Origin of the sequence: Burkholderia singularis (genome assembly GCF_900176645.1) — a bacterium.
GTDB classification, from domain to species: Bacteria; Pseudomonadota; Gammaproteobacteria; order Burkholderiales; family Burkholderiaceae; genus Burkholderia; species Burkholderia singularis.
In genome coordinates, this window is sequence record NZ_FXAN01000072.1 from 139,827 (window position 1) to 161,817 (window position 21,991).

The following is a 21,991-nucleotide window of genomic DNA, read 5'->3' on the forward strand; positions in this document are numbered from 1 at the left end:
AAATGAATATAGCATCCTGCCAAAAAAAGCAAAACAGATGTCCTGAATGATCTATCGCGTATTGCACAAATCTGACGAAGCGCCCCATGCGATGGCACGATTCATTCTCGCTGGCTATAATCAGCCGCCCAGTGACCTGCCGGCCTCGCCGGTAGAAAAAACGTACTTGCCGGAAGTCATCCGTTCGCGGTTCAATGCGACAAAGCGATCAAGCAGGCGAAGACAATACGTCTATTTGCGCTATACCCGTTGCATGACCGTGCCATTTGATCGAATCCGCTCTTAAGTCGAAAGGTAATTGTGTCTTTTGACAGAATGCAAAGAGCCAATCAGCCTGGATGGAAGGGAAGTTGGAAAACGTATCTGGCAACGCATCCTCAGTCCCGACGACCGAAAAGCGCGCGAACGCAAGCGTTCTCGGGCGGATCAGGCGACTCGACAAACTGTTCGTCTTGACGGTGGCGGTCCCCACCGTCATCGCGACCCTCTACTACGGCCTCATCGCGTCAGACGTTTACGTGTCCGAATCGCGCTTCGTGGTCCGAAGCGCCCAGCGGGCCGCCCAGCCGAGCGTGATGGGCGCGCTGCTGCAAGGCACGGGGCTCGTGCGCGAGCAGGACGACACGTATTCCGTCATCGATTACATCCAGTCGCGCGACGCGCTGCGCGAGCTGGGCCAGAACTATGTGCTCGACGCCTATTCGAAGCAAGGCGACTTGATCAGCCGCTTCAACGCGTCGCTCGACAACAGCTTCGAATCGCTATGGAAGTACTACGACAAGCGAATCGTGTCGGTGACGCTCGATTCGTCGTCGGGCATCGCCACGCTGAAGGTGCGCGGCTATACGCCCAACGACGCATATGCGATCAACTCGAAGCTGCTCGGCTTGAGCGAGCAGCTCGTCAACAGATTGAACCAGCGGGCCGCCCACGACATGGTGAGTTTCGCGCAAAACCAGGTCAATCTGGCTGCCGCGAAAGCGAAAGATGCAGCCGTCGCACTCGCCGCGTACCGCAATTCGAATGCGGTCTTCGATCCGGACAAGCAATCGGCACTGCAATTGCAGCAGGTCACCAGCTTACAGACGGAGCTGTTCAACGCGCAGACCCAGTTGCGCCAGCTTCAGGTCATTGCGCCGCAGAACCCGCAGATCTCGGTGCTCAAAAACAACATCGTGGAAATCGAGCGGCAGATCCGGGAATCGGCAAGCGGCGTCGCAGGCGGCAAGAATTCGCTGTCGAACAAGAGCGCGAGCTATACGCGGCTGCAACTCGACTCGCAAGTCGCAGACAAGCAGCTTGCGTCCGCGATAACGGCCATGGAAACCGCACGCGGCGAAGCGCAGCGCCAGCAGCTCTACCTCGAGCGCCTCGTGAATCCCAACACGCCGGATATCGCAATCGAGCCGAAGCGCCTCAAATCGATCTTCGAAGTGTTCGCGCTCGGCATGATCGCGTGGGGTATTCTGAGCCTGCTGCTCGCCGGCGTGCGCGAGCACCACGACTGAGCGCGCCCGGCAATGGCGACTCACGACACTCCGCTGTCACGTTCGATCGCAATCCAGACGCGCGTGGTCGGCGCGCTGCTGATGCGGGAGATCTTGACGAGATTCGGCCGGCACAACATCGGCTTTCTGTGGATGTTCTTCGAGCCGATGATGTTCACGGTCGGCGTGCTCACGCTCTGGACGGTCACCAAAATGACGCACGGCTCGTCGCTGCCCGTCACCGCATTCGCGGTAACGGGCTACTCGCCCGTGCTGCTGTGGCGCAATTGCGCGAACCGCTGCGCGCTCGCGATCCTGCCAAACCAAGCGCTCCTCTATCACCGGAACGTGCGCGTGCTCGATTTTTTCTTCGCCCGCCTGCTGCTGGAAATCGGGGGCGCGACGATGTCGTTTACATTTCTCACGATTCTTTTCATCACCGTCGGCATGATGAAGCCGCCCGAAGACGTGCTGCTCGTGCTCGGCGGATGGCTGCATTTCATCGTGTTCGGCAGCAGCCTCGCGCTCATCATCGGAGCGCTGTCCGAGCGCAGCGAAGCGATCGAGCGGGTCTGGCACACCGTTTCGTACCTGCTCTTTCCACTGTCCGGGTCGGTCTTCATGGTGTCGTGGATTCCTCAGAAATTCCAGCCTTACGTATTGCTGCTGCCGATGGTGCATGGCTCCGAGATGCTGCGCGCCGGATACTTCGGCTCGCTCGTGACGCCGTACTATAGTGTCCAATACATGGTGTTCAGCGACGCAATTCTATTGCTGGTCGGCCTGTATCTCGTTCGCGACACGGGCAGGAGGGTGGAACCGGAATGATCGAGCTTGAACGCGTCTGCAAGGACTATCACACGCGGCAAGGCAGGCGCCGCGTACTGAATCAGATCGACCTTCGCGTCAAGCCGGGGGAGAAAGTCGGCATTCTCGGCCGCAACGGCGCGGGCAAATCGACGCTGATCCGGTTGATCAGCGGCGCCGAGCTGCCGACGTCGGGCCGCATCCATCGCAGCATGCGCGTGTCCTGGCCGCTCGCGTTCGGCGGCGCGTTCCAAGGCAGCCTGACCGGCATGGACAACCTGCGTTTCATCTGCCGCGTCTATGGCGCCGATCCCAAAGCAGCCGAACCGTTCGTCCTCGAATTCTCGGAGCTGGGCTACTACCTGCGCGAACCGGTCAAGAGCTACTCGGCCGGTATGCGCGCGCGTCTGGCGTTCGCGATCTCGATGGCGATCGAATTCGACTGCTTCCTGATCGACGAGATCGTCGCCGTCGGTGACAGCCGCTTTCACGACAAATGTCACCATGAGCTGTTCATTCGTCGCAAGGAGCGCGCGCTCATCATCGTCAGCCACGATGCAAGCTACATCCGGCAGCATTGCGATCGCGCTTCGGTGTTGGCCGACGGCAGGCTGCATTCGTTCGATTCAGTCGAGCATGCCTACGAGTTCTATCAGAAAAGCGCCGCGTGACGGTACGGCACATCCCGCCCCTTCCCGCGAGCACGTGAACCGAGTGCCGGTGCGCCAGCCATCCTCGCGCGTGCGGCCGCTGCGCATTGGCGTGGCTGCAGCCGCGCAATATGCCGCTGCCTGGGGCGGACAGGCGTTTGCCGGCGCCGCACGGCGCGCCGTCTCGGCTATCACGCCGATGCTCGCGGCTGCCGATGGACAACGCCGCACGCTGTTCGTCGACGTGTCGATCATCGCTTCGCACGATGCGGGCACGGGCATTCAACGCGTCACGCGCAACCTGCTGCTCCAGTTGCTCGAATCGCCGCCGCCGGGCTTCGACGTGCGCGCCGTGCGCGCGACGCGGCGCCATCGCTATCGATATGCCGACCGTTACCTCGCCAAATTGACGGGCACGCCCGGCCCACGCAACGACGAGCCGGTGCAGCCGGCCGCGGGAGATGTCTTTCTGGGCTTGGACCTGACAAGCCGGATTCTTCCGAGCCGTCAACTCGACCTGCTCCAATGGCGCGCACGCGGAGTACGCTTCGCATTCGTCGTCTATGACCTGCTGCCGGTATTCCGCCCTGACTGGTTCACACGCCGCGCGAGCCGCTCGTTCCGACGCTGGCTGTCCACATTGGCCGTGCATTCGGACGCGCTCTTCTGCATTTCCAGCGCTGTGGCGAATGAAACGGAAAATTACATGCGCGATCACTTCGGATTGCGCACGAATGCGCCGCTCGTGCGCTGGTTTCACCTGGGCGCCAATCTTCCCGTCGCCGCCGATCTCGCCGAAGCGCCGGCGATCGCCGCGCAATGGCCCGCCGATGCGAAAGTCGTCCTGATGGTAGGCACCGTCGAGCCGAGAAAAGGGCACGCACTCGTGCTCGACGCATTCCAGTCACTATGGGAAGCGGGCGAAGACACCGCGCTCGTCATCGTCGGACAACGCGGTTGGCATGTCGAAGCCATTGCGGCGCGTCTGCACGGCCATCGCGAACTCGGGCGGCGGCTGTTCTGGCTGACCGAGACTACCGATACCGAGCTTGCGTGGCTCTATCGGCATGCGCACGGCCTGCTCGCCGCCTCCGAAGCCGAAGGTTTCGGCCTGCCGCTGATCGAGGCCGCCACCTGCGGCATCCCGCTGTTCCTGCGCGATATTCCTGTATTCCGCGAAATCGCCGGCCCAAACGCCGTCTACTTCCGCGCCGACGACAGCACCACGCTGAGCGGGCAATTGCGCGACTGGCTCACGAACTTGCGAAACGGTTCGGCAAAGAACAGCAACGCGCTGGCTCCATTGACGTGGAAAGCCAGTGCCGCACAACTGGAAGCACTCATCGTCGAAACGGTGGCCTGCGAGCGTCGTTGACCCATCACGCGAAACGACGGCAGACTGCGAGCGTGCCGCGTGCGCAGCGCTCCCACGTCATCCCCGCCGCCACTGCGATACCGCGCTCCACAGCCGCCGCGCGCCAGGTTTCGTCACACAGCACATGCTCGACGCCTTGTAACAAGGCCGAATGATCGTCCGGCGCGACGAGCCACGCGGCGCCGCCCGCCACCTCCGGCAGCGACGAGCGATCCGATGTGAGCGTCGGCACACCGGAGGCGAGCGCCTCCAGCACCGGCAGCCCGAATCCTTCATAGAACGACGGCATGAAAAACGCGCGCGCGCCTGCGTAAAGCATCGGCAGCGATGCCTCCGGGACGAAACCCACGTAGCGCAACCATCCCTGCCGGGCAGCGCACTCGATGTCGGTCATCAGCTCGTCGTTGAGCCACCCTTTGCTTCCCGCCAGCACAAGCGGATAGCGCGCGCGCAATGCGTGAGGCAATGCGCGATAGGCGGCGATCAGCCGGTCGATCCCCTTGCGCGGCTCGAGCGTCGATACGCACAGGCCATAAGCGCCCGGCTGCAATCCAAGCTCGGATAACGGTTGCGCCAGTTCGCCGGCTGCACGCGGGCGAAAACCGTCGGGCACCCCTAACGGGACTGCCGTGATCCGATCGGATGGCCATCCGAAATATGCCGCCACTTCGGCGCGAATCGCTTCGGAATCCGTAATCAAATGCACAGCACGCTTCAGTGTCGATGCGAAGCCGCTCTCGAACTGCCTGATCCGCTCCGACGGATGCGTTTCCGGATATTTGAACACCGAGAGATCATGAATGGTGACGATCCCCCGCTCGACCGATTGAGGAAGGAAATAATTCGGCGAATGAAACAAGCTGCCCGCCATTCGCCGCTGCTCATTCCAGCGGCGCAGCATCGCCGGCGCACGAAACAGCTTGCGCCTCCTTCGACGCGGCGAAGCTTCGTCCAACAAATGCGCCGGATCGTCGAACCAGCGGCCGCCCGCATAAAAGCACACGGAACCGATCGCCTCCCGGTGCGCGGCGTAGTAACGCGCAAGTTCCCACGCGTAGCGCCCGATGCCTGTCAGCGGCACGGCCACCGCATCGACACCGAGCACCAATTTCACCAACGATGCTCCAGCATCCACTCGAGCGTATCGCGCAGCGCAATCGGCTGAATCGGGCCGATCGCCTGCTGCAGGCGAACGTTGCTGCCGATCAGCTTGTGCACTTCGTTTCCGCGGACGAATGCGGGATTGACCCGAACCTCCGGATGATGGCCCGTGATGTCGCTCGCCATCGCGAGCACATCCTGCAGCGACGTGCCCACGCCCGAGCACACGTTGAATGTCTGCCCGGCATGATTGCCTTCGAGCACGGCCGCATATGCGCGGACCACGTCCCGAACGTCCGAAAAATCGCGGACCACGTGCAGGTTGCCCAATTCGATCACGGGCGCGCGATCCTGAAAATGCGAAACGATCTTCGGAATCAGAAAATTGTGCGCTTGCCCGACGCCCGTATAGTTGAACGGCCGCACGACCGTGATCGGCAGCCGCCCTTCCCATAGCTTCGCGACATATTCCATCGCCAGCTTGCTGACCGCGTAGTCATTCGCAGGCGCCGGCATGACCTGCTCGTCGATCACACCCTCGGTCGCATTGCCGTAAACGTTCGCACTGCTTGCGACGATCACCGATTTCGGCTGCGCATCGGACACGTCGATCGCATGCAATACGTTTCGGGTACCGACGATATTCGTCTGGTACACCGAGCCGGCGTCGCCGTGCGCGACGAACGCGATCGCGGCAAGATGCACGAGCACTTCCGGCCGCTCGGCGCTCAGGATGTCGGTCAAACGATCGCTGTCGAGCAAATCGCACGCGTGGACGCGAAATGCCGATTCGGGCATCGGACGATGCGCGATGCCGCAGACCTCGTGCCCGCGCGCCACCAGTTCACTGGCGAGATAGCGGCCGGTAAAGCCGCCGATCCCAGTAATGAGAATTTTTGCCATGCATTAGAACGAAAAGCCGGCTTCGTTGCGACGGATGTCTGCGTCGACCATCATCTGGCAAAGCTGCTCGAGCGTGGTCTTCGGCTCCCAGCCGAGTTCGCGGCGCGCCTTGACCGGATCGCCGATCAAAAGATCGACTTCCGCAGGCCGATGAAACTTGGGATTGATACGGACAATCGGCTTGTTGGTACGCATATCCACGCCTACCTCGGCGATATCCTTTCCTTCCCAAGCCAATTCGAAACCCGCCGCGCGCGCGGCCATCGACACGAAATCCCGCACCGTCTCGGTCCGGTTCGTCGCGAGAACGTAGGTGTCGGGCTTGTCCGCCTGCAGCATACGCCACATCCCCTCGACGTACTCTTTGGCGAATCCCCAATCGCGCTTTGCATCCAGATTGCCGAGTTCCAGCACGTCGAGCTTGCCGACGCGAATCTTCGCAATGCTGTCGGTGATCTTGCGCGTCACGAACTCACGGCCACGTAATGGCGATTCGTGATTGAACAGAATCCCGCTGCTGCCGAAGATGTTGTAACTCTCACGGTAGTTCACCGTGATCCAATGCGCATAGAGCTTGGCGACGCCGTAAGGGCTGCGCGGGTAGAAAGGCGTGGTTTCCGTCTGCGGAATCGCCTGCACCTTGCCGAACATTTCCGACGTGCTCGCCTGGTAGAAGCGGATTTTCGGATTCACGATCCGGATCGCTTCGAGCAGATTCAACGGGCCGATGCCGGTGATTTCCGCCGTGGTGACCGGCTGGTCGAACGACACGCCGACAAAACTCTGCGCGGCGAGATTGTACACCTCGGTCGCGTTCGTCGATTGAAGCAGCCGGATGCTCGCGCTCAGATCGGTCAGATCGTATTCGACGAGATGCAGGTTCGGATGCCCTTCGACCCCCACCTCCGCGATGCGCCAAAAATTGACCGAACTGGTACGGCGATAAGTGCCGTACACCACGTACCCCTTGTCCAGCAGCAACTGAGCCAAGTAAGCGCCATCTTGCCCAGTGATTCCGGTAATAACAGCAACAGGATTCATATCAACCCTTCGTGTCGTGGTTCATCCATTATCAATCCAAGCTCCCTGCCGCACGATGCGGCAAGAAGCGTGAGCCCGTGCTGCGTCAACGCACTGCGGCCGCTGCGCTGGCCTTGGCTGCCGTCGCCCTGGCTTCGGACAGCGGGCGCATCGCCTCGACGAAACCTTTCAGTTGATGCTGCCAGTAATACTTCGAGCGCACCTCCAGCGGCGTCGCATCCGTCTTCCTCGGCCGGTCCAGCGCGCGCCGCACCGCCACACGGAAATCCCGCGCGTTGTCCGCGATCTGCACGTGCGGCAGCGACATCGCCGCCTCGAATCCGCGAAACGCCTTGCTCGTCGCCACGATCGGACAGCCCGATTCCAGCGCCTCCGCCGTCTTCAGGTTCGAGCCCTCCCCATCCGTGATCGGCAGCAGCACCACGTGGCTCGCCCGCACCAGCGCCTGCAGCTCCGTCTTCTCCCGCGGCCCCGCTATGTTCAGCCGGCTCAGGTTCACGTCCGCATACCGCTGGTAGCCCGGCGCCTGCATGATGATCGAGCTCACCCCGCCCACCACCAGAATGTCCTCGTCCGGGCGCAGGAACGTCAGCCCCGGCGCCATCATGTCCCAGAATCCCTGCGCGTTCGGCAAGTGAGCACTGCTCACGAATACCGGAATCGGCCGACTGAAGAACGCCAGCCACTCCGCCACCCGCTGCGGCGTGCATGAGAACGGCTCCACCCCGTTGCCTGCCACCACGCCGTTGAAGGCCGGCTTGCCCGACACGTCACGGTAATACGCCAGGTCCGACTCCGTGCATGCCACCACCAGATGCGCGTCGCGCGCCGCCGCGTGCTCCATCTCCCGGATCGCCTCGATCAGCGTCTCCCGCTGCGGATGGCCCGTTCTCGCGAACAGCTTGTCCTTGAGCCGCCACTCGATGTTCTGCGACGAATAGATCAGCTTCGTGCCCGGCGGCGCCACCCGCTGCACCGCCTTGAACAGCCACGGCTGCTCGACCACCACCGCCTGCGGCCGATACCCATTGATCACCGCCTGCAGCCGCGCCGACGCTTTCACGTCGCGCGCGCCGAACACCCCGCTGTAGTAATCCGACAGCCACGGCAGATCGTCATGCCAGTATTCGGACTTCGAATCGAACGCGATGTCGTCCTCGCCCGCCTGCGGATAATCGTCCGCGACATACACCGCGACGCTCTTGACCTCGTAGCCGGCCGCGCGCAACTCGGCGGCAATCTGCGCCGAGCGGATCTGGCCGCCGTGACGGGGATCGATCGTCGGATAAGGGGTAACCTGCAGAATTCGTGCGGCGTGTTCTCGCATGGCGTCGGTCAAAGCAGTTTCGTCGAAAATTCGCGGCCGAAATCGTCCCACGTGCGTTGGACGAAGCCGTTCACGATCCGGGTTTCCAGCCCCTGGCGATACTCGGGCTCGTCGATCAGGCGCCGGATCTCGCGCTCCCACGCGGGCAGATCCAGCGGATGGTGGCTCGGCGACAAGCCGCCCGTCGCCTCGCTCAGCGCGCTGTTGTTCGACGTCACGCACACCTTGCCGAAGCTGGCCGCCTCCGTCGCCGCCAGCCCCCAGCCTTCGTAATGGCTCGGCAGCACCGCGAACAGCGCGTTCGCGTACAAATGCATCAGCAGAGCGTCGCCCACCCCTTGCAGCCACTCGATCTTGCCGTCCCGCGTCGCGTTCATCTGCCCCATCTGCTGGATCATGTTCTCCGCACCCCAGCCGCGCATGCCCACGAAGATCAGCCGCGGGCAGTGCGCGCCGCGCTCCAGGTGCAACTGGCGCCAGATGTCGAGCATCAGCTGGTGGTTTTTTCTCGGCTCCAGCGTGCTCACCAACATCACGTATTCGCCCGCGTGACAAAGGCTGTGCAACTGCGCGCGCTCGGCCGCGCTCAACTGCGGCAGCGCCGCTTTGCGCGGCAGCCCCGCCAGCGGCACCACCTCCACGCGTGGCAGCGGCCCGCTCAGCCCGGCGCGCTGCCAGAATTCGAGCAGGTCCTGCTTCGAATGCTCGGAGATCGAGAACACCGATTGCGCGTATTTCGCGACGTCGCGGTAATGGCGGTGGAACTGATCGAAGAATTCCGGGCCGGGCGTGAACTCCGGAAACAGCAGCGGAATCAGGTCGTACAGCGCGGCGACGAGCGCCTTGTGCTGGCCGTACAGGCGCATCACCCGATCCGGGATGTCGAACGACCAGTCGCTGCCGACGGTCACGAACTTGTCGGTGGGGCTCGGCTTGAACGGCGCGAGCGGCTTCTTCAAGGCTTGTGGCACGTCATCCGGGTTGTCGGCCAGCACCCATTCGTCCGAGCAGATCTCGTCGAAGAGCGGCGCGCCCGTGAGCTTCCATTCGCCGCTTTGGCGATCGAGCAGCACCGGTTCGATGCGCGTGGGATGCAGGCGCCGCAGTTGCTTGACCAGCTCGCGCTCGACCCGGATGATGCCGACCGGGCGTCGGCGCCAGTCGGCGCTGGCCGTCACGTTGACGACGATGCGTTGTTTCGAGGTGGCTTGTTTGACCATGTCGTGTGTGGGCGCAACGGCAGCGGTTAAACGTTGACGAGCAGCTTCTCGCAGAACTCGCGCGAGAAGTCGGCCCAGGTTCGGGTCACGTATTGGCTCGCGATCTTGCGCTCCAGCTCGAGACGGTATGCATGGTCGTCGATCAGGCGCGTGATCTCGTTTTTCCAGCCGAAGAAATCGCCCGGGTGGTACTGCGGCATCAGCCCTTGCGCGGCTTGCGGCAGCGCGCTGTTGTTCGCGATCACGCATGCCTTGCCGAACGACATCGATTCCGTCGCCGCCAGCCCCCACCCTTCGTACATGCTCGGGAACACCGTGAACAGGCAGTTCGCGTACAGGTGCGCCAGCAGGGCGTCGCTGACGTTCTGAAGCCAGAGCACCTTGCCCTCCTTGAACATCGGCATGCTCTCAAGCTGCTCCATCAGATCGTCGACACCCCAGCCCTTCATGCCGACAAAGACGAGTTGCGGACAGTCGGCGCCACGGTCGCGATACAACTCGTCCCAGATATTGACAAGCAGCCGGTGATTCTTGCGCGCTTCGAGCGAGCTGACATACAGCACGAAGTTGCCGCAGAACAGGATATGGCGCAGCATGCTGGCTTCCCGTTCTTCCAAGCCCGGCAACCCCGCGCTGCGCTCGGGTACGGCGAGCGGAATCACGCTGATTTTCGGAAAACGCGTCTCGACGCCGGCTGCTTCCCAAAACGACGCCAGATCGCGGCATGACGAGTCGGAGTTCGCGAAAATGCTCGTCGCCGTATAGGCCATATCGACGAAATGCCGTTGGAACGTTTGAGCCATTTCCTGACGTGCGCTGAATTCCGGGAACAGAATCGGCACGACGTCGTGGCATGCACCGACCATCTTCGCGCCATACTTGCGCAAATATTTTGCGACGTCGTGAATCGGCGAAAGGTCCCAGTCGAGGCCGACCGAAATGTAGGTATCGGCGCCCGAAGGATCGAGTTCGGGCAGCGTCGCGTGATGATACTGAACGACCGATGCATCCGTGCTGTCGCACCAGCGTTCGGACAGGATGCTGCCCACGTGACGGCGGTCGAATTCCCTGAGAACCTTCGCTGCCGGGTCCCAGAGCACGAACGTCACGTTCTCGTAAGCGGCCAGATGTTTCGCGAGTTCCCGTTCCACGCGCACGATGCCGACAGGGCGTGCGCGCCAATGATGACTGGTGGACAGGTTGAACACGAATCGCTGATTCGGCCGTCCCAGCACGGGGCCGCCACCGTTCAACACGCGCTGAAGCCGATGCTCCTGCAAGCGGGTCGTTTCCTGCAATTGCTCGAGCAAAGTGTGCGTGCGCGCGAGGCGCGTATCGATCTGATTCAAGTGCGAGGCAGTCTCGCCCGACAGCGCGGCTAGTGCCTGATCGAGGCGCTGTGTCTGAAGATTGGCGAACTCAAGCAACTGTCCGAGCATTTCCTCCGTTCGCATGAGACGCGCAGTCACCTGATTCAAATGCGTGACAGTGTCGTCGGATAGCTTGACCAGGCAATGCTCGAAATGCTGCGTTTGAATGCTTTCGGCATCCTGAATGTGTTCCAGCTTTGTTTGCGTCTCGACGAGACGCGCGTTCGTCTCGCTCCAATGCGTGGCGGTTTGGTTCGATAATGCGTCCAATGCGCGATCGACGCGTTGAGCGCGTTGTTCTTCGGCATTCTGTATTTGTCCGAGCATTTCGTGCGCGCGGGCGACGCGCGCATCGACCTGCTTCAAATGCGCGACGGTGCCGTCGGACAGTGCGGCTAATGTCCGGTCGATATGCTGAGCGTGCAGATCCGACGCATCCCGCCATTGCCCGAGCCAATCGTGGGTGCGGGTGATGCGCGTTTCGACTTGTTTCAACTGCGCGGTCGTATCGTCTGAAAGAGCGCTCAGCGATTCGCCGAAGCGTTTTGCTTGGCCATCGCCGCTTTCTTGCACGCGTTCGAGCAATGCTTGCGCATGCGTGAGACGCTCGCTGAGCTGATTCAGATGTTCGGCAGATGCGGTGGACAGCGTCGTGAGCGAATTTTCGACGCGGTGCAGTTTTTGTTCGACGCCGCTGAAACGGCCCGCGTCGGGTGGCCCGAATATTTTTCCGACAATCGGCCAATGAAAACGGTGCCAATTTCGCAATGCGTGCTCAAGCCCCGGCAATACGCGCCGTCCGTTCTTGAGTTCCGGAGATGAGCATAACTGATCGATGATCTGGAGCTTATCGGCTCCGTTTTCCAGCTTGGAGAGATAGAACGACGCGCCCTCCTGGTCTGGATCGCGTCCCAACAGCGTGCGATACGCGCAGTACAGGAATTCGTCGCCGTCATATGCCAACAGCTCTTCGAGAGAAGCCGCGGACGAGACATGATCGTATCGAGTATTGGTCAACATCTGCGTTCACAAAAAAACGGCAATGTCGGATTGCGGCGCGGCGGACAACCGGGTTCGACGGCCTAAGCTTCGCGGCGGATGATCGCAGTGCTTCAATGGCCGCGATAAGTTGCCTGAAGCGAGCTTAATCGGAAATCGGCCGGGGAGGTAGATAAGATCGTTTGCGACCGCAAGATCGATCATCGTTGGGAGTTCGAATGAAAAGATGTGCTGAGATCATTCGATTTGTCGGCGATTGGATTGGATCGGGCTTGTGTCCGGCGCGCGTCGGGTCGCAACGATGGAAGGCGCATTCGGACTCTCGCTGGGGATCGAGCTGGTTCAATCGTTTCAATTGCCGGCGGCGCTCCATGCTGCTGTCTCTCACTTCGGTATGGCATGCCATTGCAGTGTCCAGCCGATAGCTAAAGCGTTCTTGTGCTGTTTGTAGATCGAAAAACGGGGGGCATCGATGCGGCCACATGGTCGCACGATCGCGCGTGAGCTGGAGCCGAAACATCGAGCGGACGCGAACCAAGCGCGATATCGACGCAAACTCGAACTCGGGCGGCCCAACAAAATGCGGGCGGCCCCAACGCCGCCCGCAAGCCTTTCTACTTCGTCAACTGCAATTTATGCTGCGCGCAAAGTCAAAACTTTTTCGTCGGCAGCTTGGCTGGCCGGCTCGACCCAGCTAAAGCCCGCGTCCGTCCGGAAGCTCAGACGCAGGAAAACGTGGGACTTGCAGCCGCTCCAGAACGTCGAAGGAATCGACAGGTTGCCGTTCGTCCAGCGATGGTTGTTTTGCGGCTCCAGGCCGTAGAAGCCTTTCGACAGTTCCGCGTCGTCGAGCGCGATCTCTTTCGAGAAAGACAGACCATCCGTCACGTGCAAACCGCTGACGCATACGCCGAGCTTACGCGGATCGTCGCCCAAACCGAATTCGGCCGGCGTGAACGTCTTGGAGATGAGCTGCACTTCTTTGGCCGTTGCCGGGAACAGGAAGCGCGCCTGGCCGTTTTCGATATCGCCGTCAACCCGTTGGCCGTCGACGACGAGATGCACGTCCATGTCGTTGGTGATCGTCCAGCCGAGTTCGCGCGCGCGCACGGCGATTCGCGAACGCAATGCGTCAATGACCGGGCCATTGATCACGAACGGGCGTGCATATTCCGCGAGTGCGGCGTTGACGACATCCGGATCTGCATTGCCGCCGTGGCCCATGAACCAGCCGCGGTTGCCGCAGTCCTTATAGCTTTCGCTGTAGACGCCGTTGGCGATCAGGACATCGTGCTCGTCGAGCTCGACGTGCCAGTACGTCACTTCGTCGACGTCGATGTAGGCGATCGTCGAGCCGTTCGCAAGAAAGCGCACCGGGACGAACAGTTCGTCGAGTACGGACAGGCACAGCGAATGACCCGGCGACAGCACCAGATCTTCCGTCGGAAGATTCTCACCCAGGGCGCCGGCCATCACGCGTACCGGACGGGACTCGTCGAAGTTCGACGTATGCGTGCGGGTCACCGTGCGCTTGCCGATCCAGACGATCGGGCGCTCGCGACCCGAACTGGTGATCGCAATGTCGCCCACCTTCAAATCTTCCACCGCGATATCGCCGCGCGTCGTGCGGATCTTCGTACCGGAGCCGAAGCAGACGGGCGTCGTGCTCGTGCTCGGCGGTGCGCTGGTGGCCGATGTGTTGATCGGTTGCGCGATCGAGAGGAACCCCGTGCCACTCGGGCTGAATGTCACCGCGAACGTGATCGGAGTCGATATGCCGGCGAGGTTGGCCGAGAAGTAGTAAGTCGGATTCGTAGGATCGGCATTATTGATGCTGTAGCCGAGGTACGTCGCGTTGCTGGCGAGCGCCGCCGTGCCGTTCGCAAGTTGCCACGTCACGGTCGGTGCGCTCCCCCCCGGCACGTCGATCGTACCGTTGACGACCACACCCGTAATGCCGAGCGTATTGAACAGGTTGGTCCCGGTAAACAGGCCCAAAGTGTTCACGCCGGCAGTCGCGCTCGGGCCGGAAAAAGTCACATTGTTGAATGTCTGGCTCATACACGGTTCCTCTATTGATAAAGGAGGTTTTCAAGCGGGCAAGACAAGTTGAAAGAAACGACCAACCGCCAAATGGCTAGTCCAGGAAATTAAAAAAAGAATTCCGGGATGCATTCTAAAACTATCACACGCATTTAGTTTACGCAAAGGGTTCGGATAAATAAATAAATTGGGGATCGATTCGCTTCGGATATTGAGCCATCGAAGGCAAGGGTTCTGTGGATTGTTTAAGGAGTGGTAACGGTCAATGATGCGCAAATGCCGGGCCGGCAGCTCGATTTTAGATGTAAGTATTTGATTTTTATGGGAAACGAACTGTATGAAAGTTAAAAATAGATAAATATGGTTAACCCCAATGAAAGAGCGATTGCAGGCTCAAAGTGGGATCTCATGCAGCGATGGCGGTCAGGTAAATTTTTATTATCTATAGGAGTTATCCTAGATTTTTGGGTAATTTTTCCTCGGTTTAATCTAACGATTGATGGTTGGGGAATTGATGGCTTGTTAAACAGTTGGGAAAAAGTAAGGCTAGGTGCCGGTAGAAGAATGTCGCTGAATGTTGGCGCTGATTTCCGTAATCGTGTGGTAAGAATAATTTCATGCTGCCGACATGGATGAAATGGCTTGGCGACTTTGCACAATGTCTTGCCCTGCATGGGACTTCAGATAATTCCGATGAAGAAAGACATTGCGTTCTCGCTGAATTAATTGCCGAATCAAAAGAGGTGTAGACGGTTCGGGTTTAATGATTGCGCCAGGCGTTGCCGCGCTTGGAGCAGACCAATGCTGTCGCCTGTGCTGTATACATTAGCGATCCGTAGCATTGGCATTGCCCATGCTGGCTGCTCGGAGAAATCCTGGGGGAGTTCATACGCCAATCGCGGACCGATCCGAAGTACCGTTGCCTGATCAAGCGTCAATTGATCGGACCGACGGTGGAGGGCGATAAGGCGATGGATGTGTCGAACGGCTGGGCGAATCGCCCAGCCTTGACCGTTTTCAAGGGGTGGATGCGGGTGGCGGCCGCAGCGGCTGAGCGCCCGGAACATCCGGTGCGCCGCGCTGAGCCTCGACAGGCGCTGGTGCAATGGCCGGGTCCGGGCTCCAACTGCTACCGCCCGGTTTGACCTTGACGTGCGGCAGCGCTTTGACGAGGGGGGGATTCGAGCGCGGGGCTGGTGCGGGCGGCGGAGCGGCCGGCACAGGCTCGGCAAGCGAGGCAGGCAGTTGCGCCGCCGGCGTCGATGCCGGCGGCTGTTGCATCTGCAATCCGTAATGCCAGCCGGCCGCGGCTAGCCCTATGAGCATCGCCGCGATCAGCACGCGCCAACGTGCACGCAATTTCACCAGTTCACCTGATCATTCAACGTCAGCGTGCCGCTGGCAGGCGTTTGGAGCTGCCGATTGCCGGACCAGTTTTCCCAGCTTACGCTGCCGTCCGCATTCTTGCGATAGTACTTGTATTGAATCGCCTGGCCTGCCGGCAGGTTGACGGTATTGCTCCATACCGGGTAATTGGCTGGGTCCACTGGAATGCCGAGATCGGTATTCCAGTTGCCGAGCGCGCTGACATTGCCGGCGACGTAGACTTGCTGGCCCAACTGCGTGCTTGCATTGACGTTAACCTTTACCGAGACCTGCCCGCTTTGCAGCGGCGCGACGCAATTGTTGTAGCGTGCGCAGACGACCGACGGAATGTCGACGATTCGGCCCGCCTGGATCGAAGCCAGCAAACTGATGTATTCGCCCATTGCCCAATTGAGCGGCGCCATCGATTTGGTCGGCTGACCCGGCGTATACCCGGTAGGCGTGGTCACGGCCCAACCGTCGGGCAGCGTGGTCGAATTCGACCAGACTTGTTCAGGCAGGAAGCCTTCAGGCGTCGTCAAATGCTTGAGCGTCGACAGATATGCGTTGCCTGCACTGCCACTGCCTTGGCGAGCGATCTCGTACATTCCGCGTTCGGCCGTGAAGATAGGCCACAGTCTGCCGACGCCGGTGCCGTCGAAGTTGCTGCCGTCGTTATGCTCACCGTAGCCGTCGAAGTTATAGCGGAACCAGGCGTTGGGCGACAGTGCCGGCGCATTCGTCAGGCTCAGCGATTGGCCGAGCACGCTGTCGTATACCGAGATCGTGTTCGTGATGGTCGAATCGGTTGCGCGCTTGACGCCCATTCGGACCAATTCGAAAAAGCCGCCGTCGACGACGCGCCGCGCATCATGGTTGCCGCCGCCGTTCTTGATCGCGAGCGTTTGCGCGGTGTCGGGCCCGGAGGTCGGCGCGAAGCTAGCGCGATCGGTGCCGCTTCCCGCACGGCCGGCCGGATTGATACGGATATAGTAACTGCCGTTGCCGAACGAGCCGCTCGACGTGTACGTCCAGGCTGCCACGTTCTCCTGCCAGTAATCGGCGGCTGCCAGATAGCGTGCGGCACTGGCTGTATCGTTGTTCTGGACTGCGATATCGGCAGCCGTGACGAGACCGGCGATTTCGGCGGCGATGGTGGACGGCGAATAGCCCGAGTTCTCTTCCCAGCGCTCCTGATACGTCCACGGTCCGGTGCTGACGATGTAGTCGGCGGTTTGTTTGATTTTCGGCCAGAGCGGGTTATAGACGCTCGGCCCCAGACGCCACGCGAGAATGATCGGCATCGCCTGTTCGTCCATCTGCGTGCCTTGCCAGTATGGCCAACCGCTCACCCAGGCATTCTGCGGGAAACGTCCGACGCGGCTGTAGCCTTGCGAACAGCCCGACGCATTGTATTCGGCGGTACCGCAATTGCTGGTTTGCTGCAACGTGTTGAACAGATAGTTGACGACGTTCGATGCGGTGGATGTGTCGCCGGCCGTCGTGAGCGCGTTCGCGAACTTGAACAAATCGCGCGGCCAGACCAGGTGATAGCCGCCCGCGTTGCTGTCGCCCTGCGTTTCGCCCCAGGGCGTGCCGATGCCGGCGATCATTGCGCCGTTGCTCTTGTCCTGCATGGTTTTGAGCGTCATCGCCGCCAGGTAGTAGGCGTCGTCGGCTGTGCCGTTCTGCGTCGAAAGGCCTGCCGCGTAGTTGTGCCAAGCCGTGTCGTACTGCTGCTGTTCGCCGGTGAGATTGCTGCCCAGTACGGTGTTTGCATCGCTGATCGCTTGGTTCTGCGTGCCGCCGAAACCAAGCACCACGTTGAACGATACGCTGGTGGCAGTCGGATCGCCCGTATCGATCCAGCCCATCTGCGCGACGTTACCGTTGGTCGCGGACGAGAAGGTCCAGTCCATGGATTTGTCAGCGCTGCCGCCCAGCAAGTCGGTCCAACCATCGCTTTGTGAGACGAAACCGTTCGATGTCATGCTGACGCCATTGACGATCTTCCACGGATGATTGATCAGCAATGCAGAATAACGGCTGTTGTGATTGCCGACGAGCGCCGTGCCGCCGCTATAGGAAATCGTCTGTGCCGTATTGTTGCTGCCCGCGTTGTCGAGATACGGCTTGAACAGCATGTAAAGATTGAAATCTCCGACCTTGTGACCGTTGAGTGCGGTAAAGGTCACACGCTGCACGATTGCGTTGTAGGTTGGGTCGGCGAAGATGGTTTTCTGGATCTGCCAGTTGTGTGCGCTGTTACTAGTGGTGACCCGCCAGCTCATCGTGCGTGCATCAGTCTGGACGGAAGAATATGCCTGGAGTTTTTCCTCGTCGACGAAAGTTTTGCTGGTATCGCCGACCAGGAACTGCAAATCGACGGTTTCGGGCGTATCCAGAACCGGGTAATAGACCTCGGACAGAACGCCTCGATAGCCGGTGAAATATACGCGCGATGCGCCATTGACTGCAGTGCCGAGGAACGACTTGGCAGCCGGGCCTCTTACCGGCGTGGCGCCGGGCGAGCCAAATGCTTCGGATGCCGAAGCATTGTGCGCGGTGACACTTGAAAGCAGGGCGAAAGCACTGGCCAGTGCCGCCCGTTCCCACCTGAAACGACGTGTCGACATCGTTGTCTCCGTAATCTGTTTGTATGACTTGGAATTTGTAGCAAAACAACGTTCGCTATATCTCATGAGATCACTAAAACGTCAACACAGATGACGTTTTATGACAAAAAAAGTAGTGATACTACATCCGCTGTGAACGGTGTGCGACGGGCTGATGGCGAGTGCGGAACCGCGTCGGCGAGCGCGGCAATGCGCTGCATGGACCGGCCGTATAACGCCGGTACGTGCGAGTGAGGGGTTTGTTTATTCTGAATTCCGTGATGACGAGGGCTCGTAGTGGTAAGCGCTCTTTGAAGCGCCATTGCACGGCGGGGCTGATTCACAAAGGCTACGTGCCCTTATTCAATGAACGGAGACAGGTGTCACGAACGAGCAGGTAGAGAGTTTGCAAAGCCGGCGCGTGGTTAATCGCAAGCGAGACGGGCGGCACTCATACGACGCATTGCAAAGCACGAACTAATGGAGGCGTGTCTGAAGCCGGGCGTATCGATCGCACAGATGGCGATGGAATACGGCATCAATCCGAATCTCTTCTGGACCTGGATTTCCCAGTACCAGCGCGAGCAAGGCGGGCCGAGATCGCCGGTTTGCCACGAGAGCCGCCTTACGAGACTTACATTGAGCTATCGATGGTATCGGTGTGAGAGGAGCCGGCTATTATGCCGGTTGTTTCGTGCACAGCGACGCATGGACGGGCAGTGGTCCAAGCTGGTCCGCTACGTTGAGCATGGCACCCTGGCAGATCTCGAACAACCTGTGCGAAAACGCGATCAATCTCCGGCGGCAGGTTCAAGCGAAGCTACGAAACGCCTGCTTTCTGAGCATCTCCATCATCAACTGCGCATTCGGCGACAAGAACAAGTCTGAGCGCGTCACGAGTCCCTCTGTCAAATCGGGTAGTGGCTCGTCGAGATCAAGCGCCGCCAAATCGACGTCCTCGACTTCCGATGCGATATCGCGGCTCACCACCGCGAGCGCGTCGGTGCATTTCAGTGCGGCACGAGTCGCGACCACGTTTTGACTCTCGATGTTTTGAGGCCCTTCGATAACTCTTGCCGCCCCGATATAAGACGGTTGCGTCGTAATGCGGATTCCGCCACTGACCCACGGAAATCGAGTCAGGTCATCCAGCGTGCATCGGCGGTTGACGAGCGGATGCGTGCGACGGGCAATCACGATCGCCGGTCTACGGAACTACGGTTCGAATTGGAACGGCATGGGAATCGATTCCGCGAGCGCAGTGCAGACACCGAAATCGAGCGTCCCGTCGCGCAGACCTGGAAGGACCGACGCAAGGGCGCCGTCCACGATACGCAGCGGCGAGCGCGGGCGTTGCGCGATGAAGTCGGGTAGGACGAGCGGCAGCAGGCGGCTCGAAGCCATGATCGACAAGCCGATCGCGACGCGGCCGCAATCGTCGGCCGACACGTCGTCTTCGAGCAGATTCATTTGTTCGACGATCAACGTCGCGCGTGGCAGCAACGCTTGGCCCGCGGCAGTCAGGACGGCACCGCCGACTCCGCGCGCAAGCAGGGTTACGCCCAATTGTTCTTCGAGCAAGCGCATCGTTTTCGTGACGGCTGCCTGGGAGACGCCCATCGACCGTGCGGCGGCACGGATGCTGCCGAGTCGCGCGACGCTGACGAACGCGAGGACTTGCGGATACTTCATTGGGTGACAACCTACGGTTGATTGTCGGAACGAAACGACGTCTTGTTCGGCGTATTTCAACGTGCCAAGCTCGCCCTGTCTTGCTTGAAAAGCTCGATCGCAGCGCGTTCTTTCAAGTCGGACCACACGAAAGTCTCGGAGTGGCGGGGCGATTCATACGGCCAAGAGACGACAACCTATGATCTTTCGAGAGTGTTGCATGAAATCAAAAAAACGATCTATTGCGCTCACGCGTGGAGGTTTGGTAGCCGGCATCGTCACGTTGGCACTCGCCGGCTGTGGGGGTGGAGATATCGACAATGCAGGCATGCAGACGGGCTCGGTGCCGGTGGCGAATGCCGCATATGGCGATGGCGGGATGCCGCCGTTCTACACGTGGACGAGCGGTGTGCCGGCGCGTCCCGGATTACTGCTGCGGCAGCAGGCATTGCCGCCGGAGCTTGCACTCGATCATTCGGACTCCGCACGGAATCTGCGAATGCTTTACACGTCGACGGAGGGCGTCGACGGCAAAACGCCGGTTACCGTGTCCGGCGCGGTCTACCTGCCGCAGGGTACGCCCCCGCTGGGAGGCTGGCCCATCATCGCGTGGACGCACGGCACGGTCGGGATCGCGGATGTCTGCGCGCAGTCATTCCGCCCGCGTTCCGCTCGAGACAAGGCTTATCTGGGCGCTATGCTGGCTCAGGGCTACGCGGTCGTCGCGACGGACTATGAAGGGCTCGGCACGCCGGGCCCGCATCCATACCTCGTCCATCGTGCGGAAGCATATGGTGCGCTTGACGCGGTGCGGGCGGCGCTGTCTGCGCTTCCCGGCGTGCTGGCTAACAAGGTAGTCGCGGTCGGGCAGTCCCAAGGTTCCGGCGCGACGATAGCAACGCTGCAGTACGCGCCCAGTTATGCACCTGATGTGCACGTCGTCGGCGGCGTTGCTACCGGCGTATATTTTCCGCTCGTCGGACCCGGCGCGGCAGCGTCGCCACCGGTTGGAAGCGGCGACGCGGGCAATTCCGTGTATCTGCTGTTGGCTATTCGGGGAACCGGAATGTTGGTCGATCCGGGATTCGATTTCAGGCCCTACATCTCCGATCGTGCGCTGCCGGTATACGACGCCGCGACGACTTCGTGCCTCGGCGCACTCGACGCGCTGCAGCAGGCGAACGGCGTCGATCAAACTAACTACCTGAAGGCGCCGCCTCCCATCGACAAGATTGGGGCACTTGTGACGGCAACGTCGACGCAACTCGCAAGTTTCTCGTTGAAGGTGCCGCTTTTCACGGGTTCGGGCCTTGCGGACACGACAACGCCGCCATCGAATGCATATGCGTTCATATCGACCGCATGCGCGCTTGGCGCACCGATTGAATGGCACTACTATCCGGGGCAAACGCACGATAGTACCGTCAACGCGTCGCTGGTCGATTCTCTGCCCTTTATTCGCAAGGTGATGACTGGCCAGCCTGTCACGGGCAATTGCGCATCGCTGCAGCCGCCCACTGCGTCGTAGCCCCCGGCCGGCGCGTTCGTGTGTTCAAGTTGGATGCGAACGTGCCGCGAGGATTCAACGAATGGCTCCGCGGGCATGCACTTGAACCGCTGCGATCGACAAAACTCTCGCGCTGTTGTCGGTTGCGCTCCTGGAGCCCGGCTCGCCTCGTACACTCGAGCGTAGCCGGAATTCAACGATGACGCAGGCTCGTCTAGCCGAGTCTTCGAGCGCGGCTGACGGCCTCAGCGGTGGAAAAAGACCGGCGATAACAGGGGCGGCGGACCGGGATCGGTATGCGCGAGATCGGTTGTTTTCGGTTGATGCGCTGGATTCGGTTGTCGAATTTTCGGTTGCGGTTTGACAGTGCGCGCCTCGTCGATCGGCGATTCGGCTGTATCGTCAGTGGCCGGTTCGAGCTTGCCCAGGCTTTGCGCCAAGCGAAGGCGGGAGGTCTGCCATTTCGCGACGGCCTGCACGCGCTGCTTTTGCGCATCGGCCAGCGCGGTT

17 protein-coding genes and 1 pseudogene are annotated in these 21,991 nt (G+C 60.6%); 7 read left to right on the top strand and 11 right to left on the bottom strand.

Translation table 11 applies throughout. The features are described from left to right. Positions 1-338: 338 nt before the first annotated feature. Genes BSIN_RS16365 through BSIN_RS16380 form a run of 4 tightly spaced genes read left to right on the top strand, consistent with a single transcriptional unit; the run spans position 339 to position 4,319 of the window. Complete coding sequence (locus BSIN_RS16365; protein WP_369828191.1) at positions 339-1,508, top strand: KpsE/RkpR family capsule polysaccharide export protein; 1,170 nt, start codon at positions 339-341, stop codon at positions 1,506-1,508. Between the two features lie 12 nt (positions 1,509-1,520). Continuing rightward, a complete protein-coding gene (locus BSIN_RS16370) occupies positions 1,521-2,315 on the top strand; it encodes an ABC transporter permease (RefSeq protein WP_059520055.1) in 795 nt (264 codons plus the stop codon). Continuing rightward, a complete protein-coding gene (locus BSIN_RS16375; protein WP_059520056.1) occupies positions 2,312-2,965 on the top strand; it encodes an ABC transporter ATP-binding protein in 654 nt (217 codons plus the stop codon). Before BSIN_RS16370 ends, BSIN_RS16375 begins: the two co-directional genes overlap by 4 nt. 49 nt (positions 2,966-3,014) lie before the next feature. Beyond that, on the top strand, positions 3,015-4,319 hold the full coding sequence (locus tag BSIN_RS16380; protein ID WP_231935904.1) for a glycosyltransferase family 4 protein: 1,305 nt from the start codon (positions 3,015-3,017) through the stop codon (positions 4,317-4,319). 4 nt (positions 4,320-4,323) lie between these two features. Here the strand turns inward: BSIN_RS16380 and BSIN_RS16385 are convergent, their stop codons facing one another. From BSIN_RS16385 to BSIN_RS16415, 7 genes are all read right to left on the bottom strand, one after another. Next, positions 4,324-5,433 (bottom strand): glycosyltransferase family 4 protein, encoded by a 1,110-nt coding sequence (locus BSIN_RS16385; protein ID WP_089341299.1) that lies wholly within the window; start codon positions 5,431-5,433, stop codon positions 4,324-4,326. Beyond that, positions 5,430-6,323 carry an NAD-dependent epimerase/dehydratase family protein gene (locus tag BSIN_RS16390; RefSeq protein ID WP_059520057.1) on the bottom strand — a complete coding sequence of 298 codons (894 nt, stop codon included), beginning with the start codon at positions 6,321-6,323 and terminating at the stop codon, positions 5,430-5,432. The genes BSIN_RS16385 and BSIN_RS16390 overlap by 4 nt, the downstream gene beginning before the upstream one ends. A gap of 3 nt (positions 6,324-6,326) precedes the next feature. Beyond that, positions 6,327-7,364: a GDP-mannose 4,6-dehydratase gene (gene gmd, locus BSIN_RS16395; protein ID WP_059520058.1), complete on the bottom strand. Its 1,038-nt coding sequence runs from the start codon at positions 7,362-7,364 to the stop codon at positions 6,327-6,329. 85 nt (positions 7,365-7,449) lie between these two features. Beyond that, a complete protein-coding gene (locus BSIN_RS16400) occupies positions 7,450-8,691 on the bottom strand; it encodes a glycosyltransferase (RefSeq protein ID WP_089341275.1) in 1,242 nt (413 codons plus the stop codon). An 8-nt stretch (positions 8,692-8,699) separates the two neighbouring features. Beyond that, a complete protein-coding gene (locus tag BSIN_RS16405) occupies positions 8,700-9,911 on the bottom strand; it encodes a glycosyltransferase family 4 protein (RefSeq protein ID WP_089341276.1) in 1,212 nt (403 codons plus the stop codon). A gap of 26 nt (positions 9,912-9,937) precedes the next feature. Next, complete coding sequence (locus BSIN_RS16410; RefSeq protein ID WP_089341277.1) at positions 9,938-12,301, bottom strand: glycosyltransferase; 2,364 nt, start codon at positions 12,299-12,301, stop codon at positions 9,938-9,940. A 612-nt stretch (positions 12,302-12,913) separates the two neighbouring features. Further along, complete coding sequence (locus BSIN_RS16415) at positions 12,914-14,341, bottom strand: Hint domain-containing protein (protein WP_089341278.1); 1,428 nt, start codon at positions 14,339-14,341, stop codon at positions 12,914-12,916. 599 nt (positions 14,342-14,940) lie between these two features. Between BSIN_RS16415 and BSIN_RS26535 the strand changes: the two genes are divergently transcribed. Continuing rightward, entirely contained in the window at positions 14,941-15,072 is a 132-nt protein-coding gene (locus BSIN_RS26535) for a hypothetical protein (RefSeq protein WP_256583830.1), read from the top strand. A gap of 268 nt (positions 15,073-15,340) precedes the next feature. On the opposite strand, the gene BSIN_RS16420 is transcribed toward BSIN_RS26535, so the two are convergent. Further along, a complete protein-coding gene (locus tag BSIN_RS16420) occupies positions 15,341-15,649 on the bottom strand; it encodes a hypothetical protein (RefSeq protein ID WP_089341300.1) in 309 nt (102 codons plus the stop codon). 35 nt (positions 15,650-15,684) lie between these two features. Continuing rightward, positions 15,685-18,324, bottom strand: coding sequence for a glycoside hydrolase family 15 protein (locus BSIN_RS16425; protein WP_089341279.1), 2,640 nt, complete (start codon positions 18,322-18,324; stop codon positions 15,685-15,687). 504 nt (positions 18,325-18,828) lie between these two features. Here BSIN_RS16425 and BSIN_RS25445 point away from each other — a divergent pair. Beyond that, positions 18,829-19,191 carry a hypothetical protein gene (locus tag BSIN_RS25445; protein ID WP_256583835.1) on the top strand — a complete coding sequence of 121 codons (363 nt, stop codon included), beginning with the start codon at positions 18,829-18,831 and terminating at the stop codon, positions 19,189-19,191. Here the strand turns inward: BSIN_RS25445 and BSIN_RS26820 are convergent. Continuing rightward, positions 19,114-19,995, bottom strand: a pseudogene (locus tag BSIN_RS26820) (LysR substrate-binding domain-containing protein). The gene BSIN_RS25445 and the pseudogene BSIN_RS26820 sit on opposite strands and share 78 nt — an antisense overlap. Before the next feature lie 199 nt (positions 19,996-20,194). On the opposite strand from BSIN_RS26820, the gene BSIN_RS16440 reads away from it, so the two are divergent. Further along, the gene (locus BSIN_RS16440) at positions 20,195-21,502 is read left to right on the top strand and encodes a lipase family protein (protein ID WP_159935992.1); all 1,308 of its coding nucleotides are present in this window, start codon (positions 20,195-20,197) and stop codon (positions 21,500-21,502) included. Between the two features lie 224 nt (positions 21,503-21,726). On the opposite strand, the gene BSIN_RS16445 is transcribed toward BSIN_RS16440, so the two are convergent. Next, positions 21,727-21,991, bottom strand: a 265-nt coding sequence (locus tag BSIN_RS16445; RefSeq protein ID WP_143757476.1) for a hypothetical protein, incomplete at its 5' end; no start/stop codon positions are given.

What these genes read in the sequence shown, in the direction of transcription:
- BSIN_RS26535 (WP_256583830.1), top strand. Translation starts at nt 14,941, where the DNA reads ATGCTGCCGACATGGATGAAATGGCTTGGCGACTTTGCACAATGTCTT.
- gmd (WP_059520058.1), bottom strand. Translation starts at nt 7,364, where the DNA reads ATGAATCCTGTTGCTGTTATTACCGGAATCACTGGGCAAGATGGCGCT.
- BSIN_RS16365 (WP_369828191.1), top strand. Translation starts at nt 339, where the DNA reads ATGGAAGGGAAGTTGGAAAACGTATCTGGCAACGCATCCTCAGTCCCG.
- BSIN_RS16405 (WP_089341276.1), bottom strand. Translation starts at nt 9,911, where the DNA reads ATGGTCAAACAAGCCACCTCGAAACAACGCATCGTCGTCAACGTGACG.
- BSIN_RS25445 (WP_256583835.1), top strand. Translation starts at nt 18,829, where the DNA reads ATGGAATACGGCATCAATCCGAATCTCTTCTGGACCTGGATTTCCCAG.
- BSIN_RS16410 (WP_089341277.1), bottom strand. Translation starts at nt 12,301, where the DNA reads ATGTTGACCAATACTCGATACGATCATGTCTCGTCCGCGGCTTCTCTC.
- BSIN_RS16370 (WP_059520055.1), top strand. Translation starts at nt 1,521, where the DNA reads ATGGCGACTCACGACACTCCGCTGTCACGTTCGATCGCAATCCAGACG.
- BSIN_RS16440 (WP_159935992.1), top strand. Translation starts at nt 20,195, where the DNA reads ATGAAATCAAAAAAACGATCTATTGCGCTCACGCGTGGAGGTTTGGTA.
- BSIN_RS16375 (WP_059520056.1), top strand. Translation starts at nt 2,312, where the DNA reads ATGATCGAGCTTGAACGCGTCTGCAAGGACTATCACACGCGGCAAGGC.
- BSIN_RS16390 (WP_059520057.1), bottom strand. Translation starts at nt 6,323, where the DNA reads ATGGCAAAAATTCTCATTACTGGGATCGGCGGCTTTACCGGCCGCTAT.
- BSIN_RS16415 (WP_089341278.1), bottom strand. Translation starts at nt 14,341, where the DNA reads ATGAGCCAGACATTCAACAATGTGACTTTTTCCGGCCCGAGCGCGACT.
- BSIN_RS16400 (WP_089341275.1), bottom strand. Translation starts at nt 8,691, where the DNA reads ATGCGAGAACACGCCGCACGAATTCTGCAGGTTACCCCTTATCCGACG.
- BSIN_RS16420 (WP_089341300.1), bottom strand. Translation starts at nt 15,649, where the DNA reads ATGCTCATAGGGCTAGCCGCGGCCGGCTGGCATTACGGATTGCAGATG.
- BSIN_RS16425 (WP_089341279.1), bottom strand. Translation starts at nt 18,324, where the DNA reads ATGTCGACACGTCGTTTCAGGTGGGAACGGGCGGCACTGGCCAGTGCT.